A 23,665-nucleotide genomic window follows, 5' to 3' on the forward strand; every position below is an offset into this window, starting at 1 on the left:
TTTGATTAACGCCAAAAAGGCAGTAAAATTTTATTGGTATATCTTTTGACTAGCTATAGGTGAACATAATTTTAAAAGAAACACCATGAGTTTAGTTAAAAGAAATAATTTAATATTCCCTAGTTTAATGAATGACATTTTCAATCCTGATTGGTTTGGGGGTATGGAAAATAGGAACGGCAATTTACCAGCTGTCAATATCATAGAGAATGATAATGACTTTGTTCTTGAATTATCTGCCCCAGGGTTTAAAAAAGATAATTTTAACATTGAATTAGACAACGATGTGCTTACTATTTCATCTGAAGTGAAAACAGAAAGCGAAGCCAAACAAGAAAAATTCACCAGAAGAGAGTTTTCATATACTTCCTTCAAAAGAGCATTTACGTTACCAGAAACTGTTGATGGAGGTAAAATCAACGCCACTTATGAAAATGGAATATTAAAAGTGGTAGTACCCAAAAAAGAAGAGGCGTTACCAAAACCAAAACGCTTGATTGATATAACATAAAAAAATTATGATGCCGTTTCGGTTTTCATAATGGTTGGTTGTTTAGTTGGTTAGTTAGGGAGAGCGTCACTTATTTAAGTGGCGCTTTCTTTTTATTCCTGCTCTTGTAGCATTTTAATTTCGTCACGTAATTTAGCTGCTTCCATAAAATTAAGCTCTTTGGCGGCTTTTTCCATGGCTTTACGTTTTTGCAAAATGATTTTGGCTTTTTGGTCAGGAGTCAAATACTTCAATTTTAGCATTTGAGTGATGCTATAGTTAGTAAATGAATATTATGAGTTTACCTCTCTCTTTCTATTTAGGAACCTAAAAATTTCCAAATATTCTTATATACCTTATCTAGTTCTTCTATAGAAAAACCTCCGTGCTTTTTTCCTGAAATAGTTATTAGCTTATTCTTCAAAGAATAGCCTTCTAATTTTTCATGTAGTTTAATAGACTGAGATATAGGAACATTTATGTCAGCATCACCATGAATACTTATGATACTAGGGGTGTTTTTATCAACATAAATAATTGGGGATAATAATTCAAAATATTGCTCTATATCAAGTGATACGTTTTTAAGTAAAATATTTTCATACTCGGAATCATTCCAAAAATGGATGGCCTTAGGTACATCAGTTATTCCATACCAATTTATAATAGCATCGGTTTTAAAGAGTTTTTTATCTTCAATACCCAATAAATCCATTCCATCCTGATTTATAGTACCAGCAAGCAGAGCTAAGTGACCTCCAGCAGAATCACCAGTCAGAATAATTTTATTATACTTTAAATTATATTGGGATAGATTTTTTGTAACCCAATTAATTGCTGAAATACAATCTGATAGACTTCCTTTTAAATCTGTTTTTGGCAATAGCCTATAATCAACGTTTACAACGATGAACTTCTTCTTCATGTAGGGAAGTAAATTCAGCAGACTTTCTTGCCTAGTTCCTTCAATCCATCCCCCTCCATGAAAATTTATAATTAAGGGTTTTAAACCATTCGTAGACTCAAACCAAGGATCTTGGCCAAGTTTTTTTGATGGAAAATAAATATCAAGATATAGACTTGTTGAATCAATATTTTTATAAGGAATATTGGTTATTGGAGTTACATTGGAAATTATTGCATTGATTTCGTTAGATTCATTCATTTGGTTGGAGCAGTTTGAATTTAGTGGTAATAATAAGAGAAATGCCAGTGCAGTTAAAACAGTAGTATCGTTCTTTATTTTCATTTGAAATTTTTCTTATAGAAATTCATTATTTGTTCTTATGAAGTTTTTTCAAATTATAAGTTATACTTATAGTAATTGCTAGTGCAAATGGTATAGAAATTAAAAACGAATATATAATTAGTTCGTTTTTGTTTAAATCATGAGCCAATTCTCTAATAAAATACTCAGTTGCGCCGGCAGCCCATAAACCTATTGCCGCCCCATTCAGACCAATTATATGCTTATTTAGACTTTTTTTTGTTTTATTCTTTTTTAGCATAGGTAAGATTCCAAAGAACAAGAAGAATAATGAAACAATAATTAAATAGTGAAAAACACTTGGTTTACCATTATTAAAATCATAGATAAACAAAGCTGAAACATTTACTAATAACAATGAAATCGAAAAAACATAACCGATACTTTTATGAATTTTAGTGCCTTTTCTGGTTAACAAAATATAAGCACCCGTAAATAACCCTATAACAGATGTGATAAAATGTATACCTCCTACAGGCGAATGTATCCAATTATCAATTTCCATTTTTAATTTTTTTAAAGCCTGACACATGTGATAAAATAGCTTTCCATATAGAGTCTCGATATACCAGAACATTACTAGATTGGTATTTATTGTGAACAGTGTCGTTATAGATATGCCCAGTACCCGCGATTACGCAGGTTCCATTTTGGTATATATCCGATCGTTTTATTTCATATCTAAATGAATCATGTTTTATTGCATTCTTTGCAATCCATACTAATTCATCTTTTTTATTGGAACGGTTCCCGTTATTATCGATAAGTTCAAAACTATCATCTAAAATTTTATCTAATAATATAGTGTCTTGCTGACTGTAGGCTTTTGGCCAGAGCACTTCTTTTAAATAATGAAGTTTTTTTTTATGTTCCTCAGTTTCAAAGCTTTTAATTTCGGCTTGGCGCATAGATTTGTTTTCTTTCCCGCATGATATTATCAAACTAATTGTTGTTATTAAGAACCAAGTATTTCTGTTTAATTTCATTTTGATTTATGTTTTTAAGGTTCAGAACAAAATATGATAAGATTTATTTAAAGAGGGCAATGACTGAGACATAATCAGAATTATATCTATAGCAAGATTCTTGATTGCTGCAAGGTTATTCGTAATTATTGAATCAATAAATTTATTCTTCTATAATTGGCGAACTATGAGTTGCTATGGCCTTTATTTTCCCATTCTTTTTTTTATACACATCAGTAAAACGTAGCTTTAGTGTTGTCGTGTCTTTGTCTGGCTTGCTTACTATAACCATTCTTTCGGAACCTCTAACTATAGCAATGTCATTAAATAGACGAACATCCAATTCTTGATATTCAATATCATGAAATTTATAGTCAGCATTTGAGAACTCTTCAATGGTGGCGACTTTATCAGTTGTTTGGCCATTAGTTGAACCAGAATAAACCCAAGAATCATCCAGAACTTCATGTAATGGATTTGCGTTGCCTGTAAGATAGGCGTTGGTCCATTTGTGCAATAAATGCAATGCTTCATCTTCCGTTATTTTTTCAGTGACCAAGTTTTTCTTCTCTTTATTGTTGTTCTTAACCTCTTTACAGGAAAACCCTATCATCAAGGGCATTAAGAATAGTATTAATCTTCTCATTGTATTTGGTGATTTGTTCAAATTATTTTTCATTCCATTTACAGTCTTTTATAAAGTCACGGACCATTCCTTTAAAAGACTTTCTTTAAGTTACGAGCTCATAGTTATGTCAGCAATACAGGTAATTATCATCAAAAGGAGAGTAAAAAGTGAATCACAGTTCACCACCTTCATAATTAAATAAAATCGAAAAGATTTCAATGATAATTACAAATCGCCCGCCTTTGGGATTGGATGTATACATTTTAATTTTGATTAATAGCTGTGACAAAATTCAAATCAATTCATAAAAAAAATGTGAATTACAAGCGGCAAAACGTAAACAATAATTATTGTTTACGCATTTAATACTTTTTTTCGAAACTTAGATGGAGTAGTATTGGCGAATTTTGAAAAGGCTTTGTAAAATGTCACTTTGTTATTAAATCCCGATTCTAAGGCAATGGCCTCAATTTTATAATGATTATAACCAACATTTTTCATTAGTTGCTTGGCATGTTCTACCCGAAAAGCGTTTATGAAATCATTGAAATTATCTTTTGACAAATAAGATAGTGTTTGTGAAATATGATGGGACTTAAGAGATAGTCTTACCGATAATTTGTCAAGAGTAAGCTCATTGTCGAGATAGGTTTGTTCAGAAATAAATAAGTCTTCAATTTGTGCTTTGATAGATGTCATATCATTTTCGCTGAGAGTTGAATTTTGATATTTGGCTTTTAATGTCTTGAAAAATTTTGGATCCTGATATAGTATATAGCCAATTAATAAAACGAACGTGTTGCAAATCACATAATACCATGAAAAATCATTCCAACTATTCGCAAATTGCGTAAACCAAGAAATGACCATAGTCGTCAACAAATAGATAATTGCGATGCCTCCTAAATAGAATTTTTGGTTTACTTTAAGTTTCGGAGCATTCTTTTTATAGAATAAAAACAACAACACCCCATAGAAAAGCTGATGGGCAGCTCTGAAATAGTTTAAGTTTAAGATGCAGTTATAGAAATTTTCTCCATTATTGAAATAGCCCACGCGTTCAATTGTGGACATCGTTATTATGTCGTACATAAATATATTAAGTGCAACTAACGGAATTAAATGAAGTAAATCGAACTTGATAAATGTTCTGCTCTTTGAAGTTACCGACTGAAAATGCAAGAATAACAACGGGCCATACAAGACACCTATTGAAAAGTAAAAGCGACCAAGAATCTCAGGAAATATATCTCTAATGCCAGTATTTCCATGAATAAAATAAAATATTTCAATTGAAAAAAGCAAAAAGTATAGAGCGATGGTTCTCGTTTGAAATTTTGGTTGATTAAAGAAAAAACCACCAGAAATAAACAGGGTAAGCAATGCCTGAATAAATAGGAATAGAATCATTTCTGTCAAAAATAAAAAATGTGAGCCAAAGTTGTGATTTATTCACAAAAGGGAAATAAAATCTATTATTTGCGTACAGATCAAAACAAATATCCAGTTGACTTTTCTCTAATTATCATTCCTGCTCTTGTAGCATTTTAATTTCATCTCGTAATTTTGCCGCTTCCATAAAATTAAGCTCTTTGGCGGCTTTTTCCATTGCTTTACGTTTTTGTAAAATAATTTTAGCTTTTTGGTCAGGGGTCAAATATTCTAAATCTGGTTCTGCAGCACGTAATTCTTCTTTTTGAAAATGGTAGGTAGAAACTGAATTCTTTGCTAAAGCATTATCTAAACTCTTATTGAGAGCTTTAGGTACAAGGTTGTTCTCGGTATTATAGGCGATTTGTTTTTCTCTGCGATAGTTGGTTTCGTCAATGGTTTTTTGCATACTTTCCGTAATCTTGTCAGCGTACATTAGAGCTTGTCCATTTAAATGACGAGCTGCCCGACCTACAGTTTGGGTCAACGATCGATTACTTCTTAAAAAACCTTCTTTATCAGCATCTAAAATTGCAACTAACGATACCTCTGGTAAGTCGAGACCTTCACGCAACAAATTCACACCGACCAAAACATCAAAAATCCCCTTTCTTAAGTCTTGCATGATTTCAACACGTTCTAAAGTATCGACATCACTATGAATATAACGGCAACGAACATCAATTCTCAAAAGGTATTTGGTTAATTCCTCGGCCATTCGTTTGGTCAAAGTAGTAACTAAGGTGCGCTCATCCAATTCTACCCGTTTTTGGATTTCTTCGATTAAATCATCAATTTGGTTGAGGCTTGGACGTACTTCAATAATAGGGTCAAGCAATCCAGTTGGTCGAATAATTTGCTCGACATAAACCCCCTCACTCAATTGTAATTCATAATCGGCTGGTGTAGCACTTACAAAAAGTACTTGATTTTGCAATGCTTCAAATTCCTCAAATTTTAATGGTCGATTGTCCATGGCAGCGGGCAATCGAAAACCATATTCTACTAAATTTTCTTTACGTGAACGATCACCACCATACATAGCATGTACTTGCGGAATGGTTACATGACTTTCATCAATGACCATTAAATAATCATTAGGAAAGTAATCTAACAAACAGAAAGGTCTTGTGCCCGGATCGCGACCATCCAAATAACGCGAGTAGTTTTCAATACCTGAACAATAACCAAGTTCTCGAATCATTTCTAGGTCAAAATTGGTACGTTCTTCTAATCTTTTTGCCTCCAATGGCCGAGCTATGTCTTTAAAGTAGTCAACTTGTTTTCCCAAATCATCTTGAATATGATGAATAGCATTTTGTAAGACATCAGGGGAAGTGACAAACATGTTTGCCGGATAAATATTCAAACTGTCATAAATCTCAATAACTTTATTATTGAATGGATCTAGAGCTTCAATTTCTTCAATTTCGTCTCCAAAAAAATGGATTCTAAAGGCATGGTCGGCATAACCTGGAAATACGTCAACCACATCGCCTTTTACTCTAAAATTACCGTTTCTAAAATCTGCGGTCGTTCTTGAATACAAACTTTGTACTAGCTGATGTAAGAATTTAGTTCTAGAGATGACCTGGTCTCGATGTATTGAAATCACATTTTTCTGAAATTCCACTGGATTACCGATACCATATAAGCAAGAGACCGAAGCGACCACCAAAACATCTCTGCGTCCTGATAATAAAGACGAGGTTGCACTTAAACGAAGCTTCTCAATATCTTCATTTATAGATAGGTCTTTTTCAATATATGTTCCACTTGTTGGAATGTAAGCTTCTGGTTGATAATAGTCGTAATAAGAGACAAAATATTCAATAGCATTCTCAGGGAAAAACTGTTTGAACTCTGAATATAATTGTGCCGCTAAGGTCTTATTGTGTGCTAACACCAATGTTGGTCTTTGTACTTCGGCAATGACATTGGCAACGGTAAATGTTTTGCCAGAACCGGTAACACCTAGTAGGGTTTGATACCTTTCATTTGAATAAATTCCCTTTGCTAATTTTTCTATCGCTTGGGGTTGATCTCCAGTAGGGGTAAATTCTGATACAACTTTAAATTTCATTCAATAAAAATACTAAAGCAGCTCCTAAAAAGAAGTCAGTAGATGTATTATCTTTTTAGTATAAAGCCTTTGTCAGAAAATGAACAACTTCATTTAATCCAATGTAAAAAAACTAAATTTCGTCTTTTCGATTCTACAAAATTCTACAAATCTCGCTTTTTTAATAATGCATAGGATGAATAGATGAAAATAGCTGTCCAACAGAGTACAATCAAGATTTCGTACCAATGGACATGGTAGTTTAGTGTAATGCTTTCACCCACTTGATCTGCAACTGTTTGAACCGCCTCTAACCGGGTAATCGGCTCTTTAATTAGATTGAACATAGATTGTAGTGGAAAGAAACCCATAACAGTTTCTGTGGTTTCACTATCAAATAGTTTCCATCGAATTATACCTCGGGTGATTCCCTCAACTATTTGCCAGAGTATTAAGAACCCTAGTGCAAATGCTGAACGTTTTACAAAGATGCCCAGAAACAAACAAAGGGAAAAGAACCCTACCAATTTTACAAAAAAGGCAAAAACAAATTCTAAGTCTGAAAATATGATAGAAATTTCATTGTAATCTGAATAAAAAAGGCCCAGAATTATGGAAACAACAAACACAAAAACTGTTGAAATCAATGAAAAAGAAATCACTGTCAGAAATTTAGACAGAATAAATTCCTTTTTGGAAAGCCCATCTATCAAGTTTTGTTTTATGGTCTTGTTACTATACTCATTGGCCATCATAGATACAATGACGATGGCCAGAAAGAGCTTAAAGAATGCGGTAACAAAAGTGTTAAAGTGCCAGATATAGGGAAAGTTGAAAATCCCAATTTCCGCTAAATGAAACTTTACAGGTCCAATATCAAACTTAATTGCTGCGATTAAGGCAATTGATGTCAATAATACAAAGTAAGATGTGATAAGTATTTTACTTGCTCTGTTGTTCCAAAGCTTGATGAATTCTATTTGTAGTAAGCGTACCATGTGTTTTTTGATTAGTTGTTTTTGGTTAACTCTAAGAATTGTTCTTCTAAGCTTTCTCTTCTTTTAACCAAGTGAGAAAGTACAATACCCTTTTCAAAAAGTACTTTATTGAGTTCTTCGGCATCTAATTCTTCTTTTAAATGTGCGGTCAAAGTGCCATTCTCACCTTCAATCTTGCCAAAACTTGCGTTTTTCTCAAGCAGGCTTTTTAGTTTTTCCATTTCTTTGGTACGCAATTCAAAAAAGCCATGACTGGAAAGCATACTGTCGACTGGACCTGAGTACAATTTCTCTCCTTTTCTTAAAATAACTACATGCGAACATACTTTTTCCACTTCATCCAATAGGTGAGAAGCTAAGAGAATTGTTGTTCCCAATCCAGCAATTTTTTTGATGATTTCCCTTATTTGATGAATTCCTTGGGGGTCAAGGCCGTTTGTAGGTTCGTCTAAAATTAATATTTCAGGATCATTGAGCAGGGCAGAGGCAATCGCCAAACGCTGTTTCATGCCTAATGAATAGGTTTTGAATTTGCTGTCCTTCCTATCCCAAAGTCCAACCAGTTCTAATTTCTCTTGAATTTTATCTTCAGGAACTTCCTTGATTTTACAAACCAATTTTAGATTTTGAATAGCGGTCATGTAAGGGTAAAAGTTAGGCCGCTCAATAATAGCTCCTACTTTTTTTAATGCATCATGGGTGGATGTATTTCCCTCAAACCAACTGAACTCTCCAGCAGTGCGGTTTACAACATTTAAAATAATACCTAGAGTAGTTGATTTTCCACTGCCGTTGGGTCCTAAAATACCATAGACATTCCCCTTTTCAATAGTAAATGATAAGTTTTTAACAGCGGTAAGACTGCCAAACTTTTTTGTAAGATCAGATACGGTCAGTATAGTTTCCAAGATGGAATTGTTTTTTGATTGTTATAATAACTTGACGACTAATCATCAGAATTGTTACAAAATAATATCAAAACATCTTTTTTGAACAACCGGCTAGTTCTTATTTATCCGCACTGTAATTCTTCGGTTGGTGATTATTGTTGTTGGAGGTAACATATTGACGGTAACGTTTACGCTTGGATTATCGGTGGTAATATTTAAATCAGTCTGATCTTGTGTTTTGGTTACGGTATTAGTATATGTTTGAGAATTCATGTAAATATTTGATATAAGTACTTTTGCTGTAAGGGTAAGGGTTTCAAGTTGTCCGGAATTTAAAGTGCCTAAAGTCCAATTAGGGTAAGTAAATGTACCAGCAGTAATCGAGGCAGAAACAAATTCTAATCCATTTGGCAATATGTCTGTTAAATTTAAATTGGTAACCGGTTCATCCCAAAAATTCTCAACCGTGATTGTAAAATCGACATTACTGCCATCAGTTACATTATTTTGATCAACGGTTTTATTAAGTATGATATCTGGGTCGCAATAGTATACTGAAATGGAATTTGAATCATACGTACAAGGTCCTCTTGTCACTCTTAAAAAATAATCTCCCGCCATTGTTGCGGTGTAGGACGCTGTTGTGGCCCCTGGTATTAAAACACCATCTCCATACCATTGGTATGCATCAAAAGTTTCTCCACTTGAGATTTCTAAGATTGCACCTGGTAAACAGTTATTGCCAGTAATCTGCAAGTCGATACTTGGCACAGTATCAAATCCTGAATAATAACCTGCCACTCCTCTTGCTCCGTTAAACCCAAAAAAACCTACAGCAATAGGTCCAGTAGATTGTACGCTAACATTACCTGTTAAGCTTGGCAAATAAAATGTTTTCCAGTCGATTGTCCCAGCTATAGTAGAGGATGGTGGTAGGGTGACAGTACCACTTCCATCAGTAACGGTTATATTACTATCAGGCGTTGTTGTTGCAGCAATTATCGTAACACCACCTGTAATTGTGACACCAGCGGCATCGGTAATATTAGGTATATTATCCATGGTATCAGGCAATAGACAACTCACTGGTGCAACAAAATTCAATCCTTGAGTATAAGCTTGGGTGGATCCACCCATACATTGGTAGGCATAAACATCTTTTGATGTTTCGACATACATGTTCGAGCCTACTGCATTTGAAGAGTAATTACTACTTGGAATTTCAAAGAAATCACCTTCATTAATTGTAGTTATTGGCGTGACAGAACCATTTACAAAAATTTGAGTATTATTTTCTGTAGCTATGATCAACGGGAATTCAGTCCAACCATTAGAATTTCCATTTCCTCTTACAAAAACGTATTCTTTACCCAGCCTATTTTCTGGAACAGGTTGATCTATTCCAGCATCACGATTACTGCTACCAGCTTGACGACCATAGTTTAATGAGCCATTGCTTATAGCGATATCCTTATCTGCCACAATAGAAGCACCTATCCAACCATCTTCATGAGCTTGGGTAGCTGAATTACCAATATAAGTTTCAAAAACAAAAGATTCATTTTGATCAAGTACAATCGTATAACTATCATCTGTGATTCCAGCTCTGTCATTACCCACACGAAACTCGCAATTGGGATCATAACCTGATAGCGTAATAGTAGTATTATCCTCAGTGGCCATAATGCCAAGGGTATTGGATTTTGAGACATGTGTTCCTAAATTGGGTACCCCACCCCACTTAAAATTGGTACCCAGTGCGATTCGCCCCTTTGATGTTAAAGAGGCAGCTTGAGAATTTGATCTTCCACGATAGTTGACATAGAAATTGTTTCCGCTGGGTGCTTCAAATCGCAGTCCACCATCAGTCAAAACGACACCGGTATTAGAGTTACTTACCAAAGTAATATTATTGTCACCATTACCTAAGCTATATTCTTGAGGACTTACATTTGAAATCGTGAAAGTAGCTATAGGCGTTGTACTTATACCTCTATATGCATTCACTGTGAAAGCTGTTGCTTCTGGTGTTGAGAGGTAAATGGACTGTTGTTGTATGGCTTGATTATTGCTTCCTTGTTTTAATGGTGGTAAATAGTGTAAATCACTTAGCTGTCCATGAGCGAACGCAGAGATCAATACTATAAAAAGAAAGGTAAATTGTTTCATGATATGGTTGAGCCAATAGCAAACCTTATCAAAATAACAAGTGCTTGGGCTTTTTGACAATTGTTTGTTGCGAACGATACCAATACTGTGGTATTTCATCGATAACTGTGTTGCTGCCCTGTTTTGAAATACAATAAAAGCCCCTAGAATAATTATTCTAGGGGCTTTTATTGTATTTAATTTTGTTTACCTGTACAGAGTAAAGTGTCCAATAAATTCTCTTTGATCACTTTCTCCATTTAACTTGATAATATACCAGTAATCTCCTGTGGGTAAATCCGTATCGTTATATAGACCATCCCAACCTTCTGCATTGTCTTCTAGTTGATATACTTTACGACCATATCTATCAAAAATATTAATGTAGATATTAGGATACTGCCCTATGTTTTCTGGTATCCAATAATCATTTAACAAATCACCATCAGGCGTGAAGAATGTTGGTATTTCAATATCAATGAATTCCATATATATTGAAGTTATTGCCTCACAACCATTTTCATCAACTACTCGAACGGTATACGTATCCGTACGTGTAATATAAAAGGTGCTATCAGCACCATTGTCTGTATCATTGAAGTAGTAGGTGTATTCTTCTCTTCCGCCAGAAGCTGAAGCAGTTATTTCATTCATATTAGATTGCTCCGCAACTAATCGAAGTGGCATAAAATCTTCTATTTCAAAATCTAAAGTGTTGATACACCCATTAGCATGGGCAATGGTTACAAAGTGCTGTCCAGGAGTTAAATTCTCGAAATTTGGTTCTAAAACCATATTAGCTGGATCATCTGTATCTAAACCATAAAGAATATCTGCCGAAACAGAGATGTCTTCTAATGTGAGTATCACACTATTGTCTGGGGTATCACCAGAACATTCATAAACTACTTCGATACTTCCGTTTAAGTTGGCTCCTGCATCGATTTCAATAATTTGATTGGTAGTGCAACCCTCTGCATCTTTAATAAAGATCACATAGGTGTCACTAGCTAATCCATTAAAATTCATCTGCCCCTCAATATAATCACTGTCGATATTACTATTAAGACTTGTACTGTAAGGCGCGGTACCACCAGTGATGGTTAGTGTTATGGTGCCATCTTCATCGCCAGCGCAAATCTCTGGGGTTGAAGTGAATTCAACCTCAAGGGGATCTGGTTCTACAATGTCAAACTCAATCAATTCAAAACAGCCGTTACCGTCTTGGACTATAACATCATAACTACTTGCCCTAAGACCAGTAAAGATATTGCTACTATCAAACTGATTTAAGTTTGGAGAGATAGCATATTGATATTCTCCCGTTCCTCCAGAAACATTGAGCACAATACTACCATCTTCACCGCCATTACAACTAATGTGAGTAATTATGGGTGTGACAACGACAGGAGTTGGCTCTTCTATAAGAATTTCTAATGAAGTGGTTTGACAATCTTCACTTTGAACGTTTACATAGTAACTGCCTTGTGGTAAATCAGCAAATACTTCGGAGGTTTGATAAGGTCTAACTTCATTGGTCAAACCTGAGTCTGAGAATAATCCATATTGATAATTACCCAATCCACCCCCTGCGCTCGCAAAAATTACTGCCGTGTTATCGCCACTACAGTTAATTGCGGCACCACTGGTATCTATATCAAGAGTTAAAGTTTCAATAGCATTAAGTGTGATCTCATTGGATTGTGTTGAAATACAATTAAAACTATCTCTTATAAAATACTGGTATGTCCCCGGAGTTACATTTTGGAAAACTTGGGTACCTGCACCATTTAATGTGTTCATCACATTAAATATTACCCCGTCAGTACTCCATTCGTAAGGCCCCGTTCCGCCGAAGGCACTAAGCTCGAGTTCTGCCCCCGTAAGACAGCTTAGATTTGCTGAGGTTATCAACATACCTCTAGGTTCAACCGGGTTAATTATTTCTATAATGCTGGACTCAAAAGTACAGTTCGTATCATCTAAAATTGTGATACTATAGAAACCAGCACCTAAGTTATTAAAGGTTGCTGTTGTTTGTGTTGTAGAACTTTGTAAAAGACCTGTACCAGCAGCATCGGCATACCTATTTAAAATATATCGGTATGACGCAGTAATATTTCTTGGATTTAAACTAATGGAAACTGAAGCATCCGTATCTCCTTCACAAACTAGAGTTGTTGCCGCAATATTTCCTGAAATTGGGTCAGGTAATATCAATTCAAACTCATTTATGAATGTACTTGGGCAACCCAAGGCATCGGTAATTAAAATATCATATTGACCCGCACTAAGACCTTGAAACAGATTTGAATTTACTTGGGTAATATTATAAACCGTTGCCGTAGTGGTATTGGTCAAAACAATATCATATGGTGCTTGACCTCCTGTTGGGGTAAAAGCTGCACTACCTTGATCATTATTACAACCAACTTGTGTTATGTCAATAGTATTTAAACCAATAGGTGCACTGGGTGTAGTTATATTGAATGATCTGATTTGAGCACATTCAGGGAACCCGTCTTGAATAACTTCAACAATGTAATTCCCAGCCGGCACTGTAATTGCCGCTGTTGGCCCAAAATCAGGCGATGCCCCGGTAATTATCGCCACACCATCATCTGAGCGGTCGGCCGGAGTGCCATTCGTATCAAAAATGTTGTAGGTAAAGCTTCCAGTGTAGGTTACATCGCTCATGGTTAGACGGATACTACCATCATCACCAAAGCAAACAACATCGGCTAGTTTTTCTACAGTTACATCAAAAGTATTGGGTTCTTCTACATTGTGTGAAATAGTCGTTTCACAACCCGTGACAATATTTCTGACCGAGAAAGTATACGGGCCGGGCTGTAAATCCAGAAACGTATTTGAAGCCTGAGCTACTCCTGAAGGTAACATCCTAAATTCATAATTCCCAGGGTGCGTAGTAAAGCTTGTAATACTTCCCGTTATATCAATTGAAATATCTTCTCCCAAATTGCTACAACTTATTGCATCATCAATATGTATTGTTGGAGTTCCAAGGACATCAAATGCCGCTATTGTTGCTGTTGCGGTTCCAAAGCAACCGTTCTCATCATAAATATTTATGGTATAAACACCTCCGGCTACATCTGTTTCTATATAGGTAGTCGCGGTGCCTGACTGAACAACATTTGGTGCTTCAATTGTCACAGTATTAGGATCGTCTTCTTCAATGAATTCATACCTAGTATAAGTTCCACTTCCACCCTGCACAAATGGAGCCACATCATTCACCGTAATTGAGGCATTGTTAGATGTATTGCCAGATATACAAGCAAATTCTACAATTGTTGGGGCAGGCACGGTAATTGTGCTTGGTTCTGAAATAGGAATAGGGACACTGGTCACGCTACAATTATTGGTTGTTGCGTCTCCGGTAACTGTTATAATATACCCATTGGAAATAGCTGGTCCAAGACCTGTAAATGTAGCTGAATTCCCAGTGGTGCTCGTTGGGGCAATACTGGTCACTACACCATCCCTCGATGTAATTTCAAAGGTGTACGGTGCTGCTGCACCATTAGTTGTAGAAATAGTAATACTACCATCATTGGCACCCAAACAAGAAACACTTGACGACACAATAGAAGGATTAATTATAGGAACAATCCTATCAGGTACGTTGATTACAAATATCCTATCACAGTTTGCATTGCTTGGGGTATTGGTATCATAAATAGTAACTGTATAATCTCCAGCTACTGTTGGATGATAGTCAAAGTTTGTATTTGGAACAGTAGTTTGCGCTACTGGCGGTGCACCACCAGTATTTGTAATACTATATTCGTAACTGCCTGATCCATCCAATATTTCAATATTGATTGTTGCATCTTGAGAAGCTGTACAATCTAATAATTTGGTCAATGTTGCATTAACCGATAAAACAGGATTTACCACAAAGTTGGATTCCAATGCAGTACATCCATTGCCATCCATAACGTATACATCATATGCACCAGGAACCACATTGGTAAATGTTCCTCCATTATCCACAAATGCTGTAGGTACAGGATCACCAAAATCGACCATGGCATACCTCAGATTACCAGCTGCAGAAACCCCGACAGCATTTACTGTGATTGGTGAAGTACAATTGTCTTGACTGACACTAATTGTAGGATTGGGAGCCAATGTCAACGCAACTGTATTAAGTACCAAAGGACAGCTATATTGATCATACAATGTGACTGTATAGTTACCCGCTGGAGAACTTACGGGAATTTCAATCGGATTATCTGTTGTTCCTGTTAAGGTCGTGAAACCCGTAGGGCCGCTGACATCGTATGTATAAGGAATTCCACCACCACCGGTTATTCCTGTTATTGAAATTAAACCAGGCAGGTTACATGAAATATCTCTTGTTGCCGCGGCAACAGCGCTTAAAGGTGCGAGTTCGGGTACATAGATATTTTCACCGCCCCCGCGACATGCTTCAACATTCGAGACGTCCACCTGAATAACATCGATATAATACTCGCCCTCGGCAAGTGGAACTGTTGTTGAAATGGTACCGCTGTAAGGAACATTTACTGAGCTTACTCCACCACCACTCACTTCAATAGGTGTAGGGTTGCCTAGTTGGTAAACTTCCCAACGCATACTAGGATGTGTGGCAGTAGGAATAAGGTTAAAGGTAATAGCACCGTTTGCTACACTATCACAGCTTGGAGTGACATCTGTAGTAATGTCAATTGGTAAGCCAATACCTGGTATGTCATTTACATTGACATTACTTTGTCTGATACAACCAGCACCATCTCGTACATAAAAAACATATGTTCTACCAGGAACCAAAAGCGGTACCTCTGGATACTGAGGGGTTGTCGGGTTAATATTGGCAAAGGTATGTGCTGTTCCACTTGGTACGTTATCGATCCAAACATTTGGATCAGTAATAAACGTGCTGAAATTGGCAGGATCATCGGTATAGGTATAATCGTATCCACCAGTGTCATCACCTTCACTTCCTTCTACGGTTACCTGTAAGTCATTACAGCCAATTACAATGGCCGATAGAGTAATATCCAAATCATCTAATGGGAATGGAATGATGTACCTGTCAAAATCTTGTTGACAAAACACGCCGGGAGCTACTTCTACCCTTATGGAAGGAAATACTTCCGTTCCAGAAAAGGTTGGGTTAGCTACACTACCTCTTAACTCAGGAGAGGTCTGCCATGTGGTTCCTCCATCATTACTGTATTCTACCGTACCAGGAGTTCCTGTTGGTGTAGTTATATTGAAAAATTCAAACCCAAAATCATTTTCCACAGTACTTGCACATGCAGCGGGTAATATGGGTCGAATATCCGCTACAATTTCTATTGCATTGTTAATGGCTACCGTAGTTGAGGTGATATTACATCCATTCGTATCCGTTATGGTTACTTCATAATTGCCTATACCTATACCAGCATATGTTAAGGTATTCGCATTAATATTTGGACTATTTCTTGTATAGTCAATACCATCTGCTGGTGAAAGATCGGTCAGTGTATACGAATATGGACCAGTACCACCAGTAACTGAAATAGCAATTTCACCAAGCCCATCAAAACATAAGGGATCTGTTGCTGTAGGGACTACCGATAATGGAGTAACAGGTGTTAAAATAATGTCTTCTTCAACAAAAGAACAAATAGCCGGTGTTCCGTTATTATCTTGAACATGCACATCATAACCAGAAGGGTTGGCAGTAGCCATTGCTTCGGTAATGGTTAACGTATTTGCTGGGCCGTAAGAACCTGACGGACTTGTATTCGCTGGCACTATAGCATATAGTAATGTGCCATTTCCGCCGGTGGCATTTACGGTAATCAAACCATCATTACAAGCGCTTAGTTGAGTCACATCGACAGTTACTACCAGTTGTGGGTTGATCACCACTGTTTGGGTATTTGGAGCGGTTGGACACCCTAATTGGTCTCTTACCTCAATATCATAATTACCCGTAGAAAGTCCTCCAAACGTATGACTTATGGCATTTGATGGTGTAGGAGTTATCCATGGGCCTGAATTTATTCTAAATTCATAGTTACCATTACCAGAAGTCACATCTACCAATATAGACCCATCATTGGTGCCTGAATAACAGGCCGTTGGTGTCGTATTAAATGTTAAGTTCGTTGGAGGACTAATAGTTACGGCATCTGTTAAGGCCATCGCTACTTCGCATCCGTTTTGATCTCGAACACGAACGATATAATCCCCGTCGGCAATATTGGTGAATTGTGTATTGGTTTGGTAAGGGGTTACTATAGCCCCACCAGTGGTTTCCAGTTGATAAGCATATGATGGGTTGCCTCCGGTTACGGAAGCCTCTAAAGTTCCTCCGGTATTGAAACAAGTATAATCTGCTGTTTGATTTAATGTGGGAACTATTATGGACGGTTCGGTCAAGGTCGCAGGAAAATCTGTGTTACATGAATTGTCATTTACTTTTCTGACTTGTACGGTATAGCTCCCGTCGGCCAATGTACTTGGAGTTGTAACAGGTGAATTTAAAGATGTAGTCCAGTTAGTTCCTCCATCAGTCGAATATTCAAAACCGGTCGTAACGTCAAAGTTTGAAACCTCAAAACGTATAGAGCCATCTGTACTACCACTACAACTTGGGTCCGTAGTACCTAAAAGATTAGCTGAGAACTGTTGATTGTCTTCAACAAAAACAGTAATATCAACTGTTTTTTCACAAATTTCAGGCAACTGAAATGCCTGAATATCATCAAGAATTAATTCGTTGCCATCATCACTAGCCTGGCTACTAATTAAAACCACATCAACTTGAGTATTGGCACCAGGGTTAAAGGTTACTGTTCTTTCATGCCAGTCATTGGCATTATTGTTTTTTGGTATTTCTGCGGTAACAGAACTATTGATGATTGCACCGCCGGCATCCAATAATTGGATTTCAATTTCTGGGTTGTTGCCAGCAGAGCCTGTTTGACGAAGATTATATGCGTAAAAAGTTATAGTAATATCTCTATTTGGTAATATCTCTATAGCATTTCTTTGCCATATCACACTATTAAGACCAACCAAGTTATTACTTGGATTGATAGCAAAGAATCGGCCATTTACCAAACCTGTATGGTCATTAGGATTGAGATATGCAGGAATTGGGTTTGTAACCGCTGTGGTAACTGCATATTCGCCATCTACCAAGATACCTGCTGGTCCTAGGTTACATGCCGTTGCAGTGCCATCTTGTGGTTCGTAACAATAACCTGGCCCTATTTCGCCTATTTGAGTAGTTGGGCCAACTCCAAAATTTTCATTAAACAAAGTACTTTGTTCTGGGGTAATACTACTTGAATACCCAACGGTCACCGTATGGGTACCATCCAAAACATTGGTAAATATATTGTTATCAACAGGTGTATTTGTAGTTCCGTTCAACGTATAAGAATAGGTGAAATCCGTTGTGTTAGAAGGGTCAATGGTTATCGTACCCAATCCATCACAATCGTATGTAACATCTTGCGTAAAGCTAGGGTCCGTAGTAGAAGCAGGAACAGTTAAGTCCATATCAAAGGTACAATCTAGGGCATCCCTAAGTACTAATTGATAGGTACCTGCTAGTAAATTTTGTGTATCCAACGCACTGAAAGTGCTTCCCCCATCAAAACTAAATTCATAGGGACCCTGACCTCCATTTGGGTTTAATATTTTAACCAATGCACCAGCAGGGTTACATGAAGCATCCTCAACAATGGTTGCAGATGCAGTAAGTCTATAAGGTTGTAAAATTTCATAATCAAAGCTTTCGACACAGTTAGTCCCGCTAGTCCCGCTAGAATCCATAACTGTTATGGTATAAAGACCTGCCGAAAGATTAAAAAATTCATTGCTGTTCTGATAATTTATACCACCGTCAAGACTGTACTGGTAAGGTGCCGTTCCACCTGTAACACCAACTGTTAAGGTGGCTGTGGAAGAATCAGCACAAGTAATATCTGAATTAGAGGCAGTAATTACGGGACTACCATAAAATACAACTGTTACTGTATTTGAAATCGCATAACATCCATTACTATCAAAAACAATAAATTGATAATCGCCACCATCTGTACTTTCCCTAAATAAGAAATTATTTGTTGTCTGGATATCGGCAATCGGAATATCATTAATATCAGGGGGGCTTGGATATAAATTCACACCATCTCTGCTCCAAATAGCCATATTATAATCAGGGTCTGGAAGTCCATTACTAGGTGTAACGGTTACAATTCCCGAGTTACAAGTGATATGTTCAGAAACGACAGCGCTCAGTTGAGGGTCGTCTATTTCAGCTACCGTAATTTGCTGTGAATCAAAACAACCATCTTGAGTGCGCGTTACAACAATATAATCTTCTGGGTTTACATTGATAAAAGTATAGGTGTTGTCATTTAGAGCCGGTTGATTGCTCACAAGAGACCCTTGCCCTCCATTGCTGCCATCATCCAATCGAAGCTCGTAACTATAATTTGGTAGAGCATCTAAAGCTTGAACAGTGATTGTACCCAAGTCATTGCAATCTGCTGGTGTAGTGCTTAAGGTAACACTAAAGTTTCTTTCTTGAATACCTATTTCAGGAGTTTCAAAAATACAACCTCCAATCACAGGAGTACCATTACTTGGGTCTAATTGTGTGATTTGGACTTTATAGGTTCCGCTAGTGGCAATGTCAAAGTTTGGTCCATTATTCGTATTGTAGGGTACAATGATATTATCATTATCGGCGGCATCTACCAATTGAAAACCATAACCCGATCCCACATTGGTTATTCTTATGTTACCTGGTGTGCTACAAAGTATATCTGATGAGGCATAATCAATGTCCAATTCATTTTTAAATACATTGAAGTAAAAGCGACTAAAACAACCATTTTGATAGTTGATGACTACCCTGAACTCTCCACTTTCAGTTAAGGTGAAATTGTCTGATGTAGCTACGGAATTCCAAAGACATGTACCATTTTTATTGGCACAATCATCACCAGTATCAGAACAACTGGCTTCATCCAATTTTTCCCAAGTAATACTTTGAGCATCAGTAATACCTAATTGAATTGTAGCCTCATCGGAAGCTCCGCATAAGAAAATCTTTGGTAATAAATCACCATCAATGGAACAGGTTACGATTTCACCCTGCATGTCATTATCAGGATTTGCATCGCTGTTTACTTGATTGAAGTAATCAACAATCGGATTGGTCTGCGTTGTACCAAAACGTTCAACTGTAATTCGCTCCACTAAATCAGGACAAGTACCCCCTGCAGATTTTTCGACAATGTAATCACCTATTTGAGTTGCCAAAAAAGTACTTGGGTCTCCATCTGAATCTCCATCATTTAGAACAATGTCAGAACCATCAACTTGACCATTTCCATTGGTATCCAAGACCCAATTGTAGATAGTAAATCCACTGCCTGCTGCTAATAAAACATCATCACCACACAATTGTACGGTTCGTGCTTGGTTACAATTGCTAAGGTCGTTGAAAATTGAGTTGCTAGCGACTTCAGGGGTTCTAGGGCATGCTGTAATAGAAGGAGAACCATTTTCATCAGTAAAAATTGCTGTATTGGTTGCACCTTGGTAAGTTGAATATGCCAAGTTTTCTAAAGTCGAAGAACAGGCAGCCACAAAATCAGAGCAATTTAAAGCAATGGTCACTTCAATTCTGATACTATATTCAGGATCACCAACTTCGACCAGCTCATCTGGAATTTGAAATGTAAGCTCATTAGTTATGGGGTCATAACTAGGAGCAGGTGTTCCCGATGCGTTAGAAAGATCTACCGTATTAAAAGTAACATTTGCAGGAAGGATATCCCTTATCGTATAGTTCGTGGCATCATCATCACCTGTGTTTTGAAAACGGAGTACGTATTCAAAAGTTTGGCCAAGACTTACATCTTGTCCGTTAATATCGTTACCGCCTAAATCTTCAGTAGTATTCCCTAGTAGAATCTCAGGTGCCAAGACCCTTATATAAGTGGCATCATTCACCGTTCCATCAGTTGGGTCAACTACAGGTGTTCCATTACCGTATTCACCATCATCACCACCATCGGCATTTTCATCTTTATAAAATTCATTGGCATCGCTACAGCCGTCACCATCACTATCTAAATCAAGGTTATCAGGAAGCCCATCATTATCGGTATCCTGACAAACAGGAACATTAGCAATGCTAATTTGAATATCATCAATAAAGTTGCCTACGGATAGGTTGCCTCCAGCTGTAGAAACTGCTTCAAAAATAAATACGGTATTAGTTTGCCCTAAAGGAACTGTATATGTACCTGTGTAGAGGCCCCAAGCAGTATTATCATCAGTCATAATTGCCTGTTCGGCTGCAGACGCTAGATCAGCGCCAATTCTAACCCGCATCACATCTGTACCTGCGCGGCCTCTATGACGCAATGACCAATTCATCACCGTACCCGGTGTTAAACAGAGATTTTGATATAATGCAGAGCTTTGGTTTGCATTTAGTTCTGCAAATTGATTACCATTAAAAGCTGGTACTCCTTGAAAATTATCAGACCAAAGTTCTATTTGACCATCTGTTGCGGTAGTAAGCCAACCAGGTACATCATTTTCGCTTAGTACTCTGTAAGTAGCTCCTGGGATTGCAGGACTCTCAAAACTTTCGTTTACAATGGTCTCAAAACATATCGTTGTACCACATTCGTCAGTATCATAGATACCATCATTGTCATCATCTAAATCTGTAATATCTCGAACACCATCATTATCAAAATCATTATGTACGATGATGCTAACAGAAGGTATGTCTTCAGAAATGTTGGTATCTGTTTGGTCTTGGGTATGTGTTACGGTATTGGTTAAACTGACTAAAGGTAAGGTGTCGATTTCGTCACCTCTAACCTCGAGTTCCAATGTAGCCGTCTCACCACCATTTAAGGTACCAATATCCCAAGTATTACCGCTCCAACTTCCATCAATTGTAAAAGCGCTGACGAATGATAGACCAGCTGGAATATTATCGGTTAGCTGTAAGTTGGTCAATGGGCCTATACCTAAATTTCTAATTCTAATAGTAAACGTTGCCGTTTCGCCTTCCATGATTTCAGGCTGATCAACCGATTTGTTGATAACGATATCTGGGTCACAGTAAAGTGCTCGTATAGAATTACTATCATATGTACATGGACCTTTTGTACCGCGAACAAAGAAATCACCAGCCCCTGAAGGTGCGTAACTAGGAGCATTTGCACCTGGAATAGCAACGCCGTCTTCAAACCATTGATAGGCATCAAAATTACCTGTTGCTTCAAAAATTTCAGAACCAACAAAGCATCCACTGCCACCACGAATTTCTAAAATTACTTCTGGAACCGTATCAAAACCGGAGAAATAACCGGCTACACCACGGGCACCATTATATCCAAAAAAACCAATCGCCATCGGACCAGTTGATTGTACACTTACATTTCCATTTAGATTAGGAATAAAAAAAGTTTTCCAATCTGCAGATCCTGCAACTGGAACATGTGCGGGCAATGTTACAGGGCCATTGCCATCTGTTACTTGAATATTAGCATCAGGTGTGTTTGTTGCTGCAATAATGGTCATACCACCGGTAACAGTTTGACCAGCCATATTTCGGATGTCGGGAATGTTATCCATTACATCTGGCAGAAGACAATTTACTGGCGCTACAAAATTAAGACCTTGGGTGTAGACTTGACTTGCTCCAGCCATACATTGGTAGGCATAAACATCTTTTGAAGTCTGAACAAACATGTTAGCTCCTACGGTGTTTGATGAGAAATAGCTACTTGGGATTTCGTAATAATCACCTTCGTTTATTGTTGCGATAGGTACGGTACCACCGTTTACAAAAATTTGTGTGTTGTCATCAATTGCGATTACTAAAGGAAATTCGGTCCATCCATTGGTATTACCATTACCTCTGACGAAAACATAATCTTTGCCGAGTTTGTTTTCTGGTACGGGTTGGTCGATACCGGCATCTCTATTAGAAGCTCCCACTTGTCTTCCAAAATTTATAGATCCATTGCTGATAGCAATATCTTTGTCTGATTCTATAGTGGCTCCGATCCACCCATCTTCGTGAGCTTGAGTTGGAGAAGTTCCAATGTAAGTTTCAAAAACAAATGATTCATTCGCATCTAACGTAATCGTATAGGTATTATCTGTTATTCCAGCCCTATCGTTTCCAACTCTAAATTCACAGCCTGGATCATATCCAAAAAGTCTAACGGTCGTATTGTCTTCCGTTGCCATTATACCTAGTGTATTTGATTTTGAAGAATGTGAACCTAAATTAGGTACACCCCCCCATTTGAAACGTTGTCCTAAGGCCTGTCGCCCTTTTGAAGTTAAAGATGCAGCTTGGGATTGCGAATTACCTCTATAATTTACATAGAACTGGTTACCGCTTGGAGATTCAAATCGTAATCCACTGTTATCCAAAACAATACCGGTATTAGCGTTATTGACCAAAATAATATTGTTATCTCCGTTGCTCATTGAGTATACAGCTGGGCTAACATTCGAAATATTAAAGGTTGCTATTGGTGTAGTGCCAGTTCCTCTATATACGTTTACGGCGAATGTTGTAGGTTCGGGCGTTGAAAGATATACCGCTTGTTCTCTAATACCAGCATTGTTTTGACCTTGTTTTAATGGCGGTAGGTAATGAAGGTCACTTAATTGGGCATGTATAGAAAAACTAAATCCTATTACGAATAATAAAAACAGAATTTTTTGGCGCATCAG

The 23,665-nt window shown here is 37.2% G+C and carries 11 protein-coding genes and 1 pseudogene; 1 reads left to right on the forward strand and 11 read right to left on the reverse strand.

The window, feature by feature from the left end:
- Nucleotides 1-85 precede the first annotated feature (85 nt).
- Nucleotides 86-511, forward strand: coding sequence for an Hsp20/alpha crystallin family protein (locus RM706_RS14475; RefSeq protein ID WP_311352805.1), 426 nt, complete (start codon nucleotides 86-88; stop codon nucleotides 509-511).
- 92 nt (nucleotides 512-603) lie between these two features.
- Here the strand turns inward: RM706_RS14475 and RM706_RS14480 are convergent.
- The 11 genes and pseudogenes from RM706_RS14480 to RM706_RS14530 form a co-directional block, all read right to left on the reverse strand.
- Nucleotides 604-738: pseudogene (locus tag RM706_RS14480) on the reverse strand (UvrB/UvrC motif-containing protein); the annotation flags it as partial.
- Nucleotides 739-809: 71 nt separating this feature from the next.
- Nucleotides 810-1,739, reverse strand: a complete 930-nt coding sequence (locus RM706_RS14485; protein WP_311352810.1) for an alpha/beta hydrolase fold domain-containing protein — start codon at nucleotides 1,737-1,739, stop codon at nucleotides 810-812.
- 25 nt (nucleotides 1,740-1,764) lie between these two features.
- The gene (locus tag RM706_RS14490) at nucleotides 1,765-2,262 is read right to left on the reverse strand and encodes a DUF2306 domain-containing protein (RefSeq protein ID WP_311352812.1); all 498 of its coding nucleotides are present in this window, start codon (nucleotides 2,260-2,262) and stop codon (nucleotides 1,765-1,767) included.
- Entirely contained in the window at nucleotides 2,252-2,743 is a 492-nt protein-coding gene (locus RM706_RS14495; protein ID WP_311352814.1) for a DUF4440 domain-containing protein, read from the reverse strand. Before RM706_RS14495 ends, RM706_RS14490 begins: the two co-directional genes overlap by 11 nt.
- Before the next feature lie 142 nt (nucleotides 2,744-2,885).
- Nucleotides 2,886-3,368, reverse strand: a complete 483-nt coding sequence (locus tag RM706_RS14500) for a nuclear transport factor 2 family protein (RefSeq protein ID WP_311352816.1) — start codon at nucleotides 3,366-3,368, stop codon at nucleotides 2,886-2,888.
- 336 nt (nucleotides 3,369-3,704) lie between these two features.
- Nucleotides 3,705-4,760, reverse strand: a complete 1,056-nt coding sequence (locus tag RM706_RS14505) for a helix-turn-helix domain-containing protein (RefSeq protein WP_311352818.1) — start codon at nucleotides 4,758-4,760, stop codon at nucleotides 3,705-3,707.
- A 115-nt stretch (nucleotides 4,761-4,875) separates the two neighbouring features.
- Nucleotides 4,876-6,864, reverse strand: coding sequence for an excinuclease ABC subunit UvrB (gene uvrB / locus RM706_RS14510; protein WP_311352820.1), 1,989 nt, complete (start codon nucleotides 6,862-6,864; stop codon nucleotides 4,876-4,878).
- Between the two features lie 143 nt (nucleotides 6,865-7,007).
- The gene (locus tag RM706_RS14515) at nucleotides 7,008-7,841 is read right to left on the reverse strand and encodes an ABC transporter permease (protein WP_311352822.1); all 834 of its coding nucleotides are present in this window, start codon (nucleotides 7,839-7,841) and stop codon (nucleotides 7,008-7,010) included.
- Nucleotides 7,842-7,852: 11 nt separating this feature from the next.
- Entirely contained in the window at nucleotides 7,853-8,749 is an 897-nt protein-coding gene (locus RM706_RS14520; protein ID WP_311352825.1) for an ABC transporter ATP-binding protein, read from the reverse strand.
- 93 nt (nucleotides 8,750-8,842) lie between these two features.
- Nucleotides 8,843-10,999: a DUF11 domain-containing protein gene (locus tag RM706_RS14525; RefSeq protein ID WP_311352827.1), complete on the reverse strand. Its 2,157-nt coding sequence runs from the start codon at nucleotides 10,997-10,999 to the stop codon at nucleotides 8,843-8,845.
- 87 nt (nucleotides 11,000-11,086) lie between these two features.
- Nucleotides 11,087-23,662, reverse strand: a complete 12,576-nt coding sequence (locus RM706_RS14530; protein WP_311352829.1) for a T9SS type B sorting domain-containing protein — start codon at nucleotides 23,660-23,662, stop codon at nucleotides 11,087-11,089.
- Nucleotides 23,663-23,665: the final 3 nt, after the last annotated feature.

The organism is Croceitalea rosinachiae (assembly GCF_031846445.1).
GTDB classification, from domain to species: domain Bacteria; phylum Bacteroidota; class Bacteroidia; order Flavobacteriales; family Flavobacteriaceae; genus Croceitalea; species Croceitalea rosinachiae.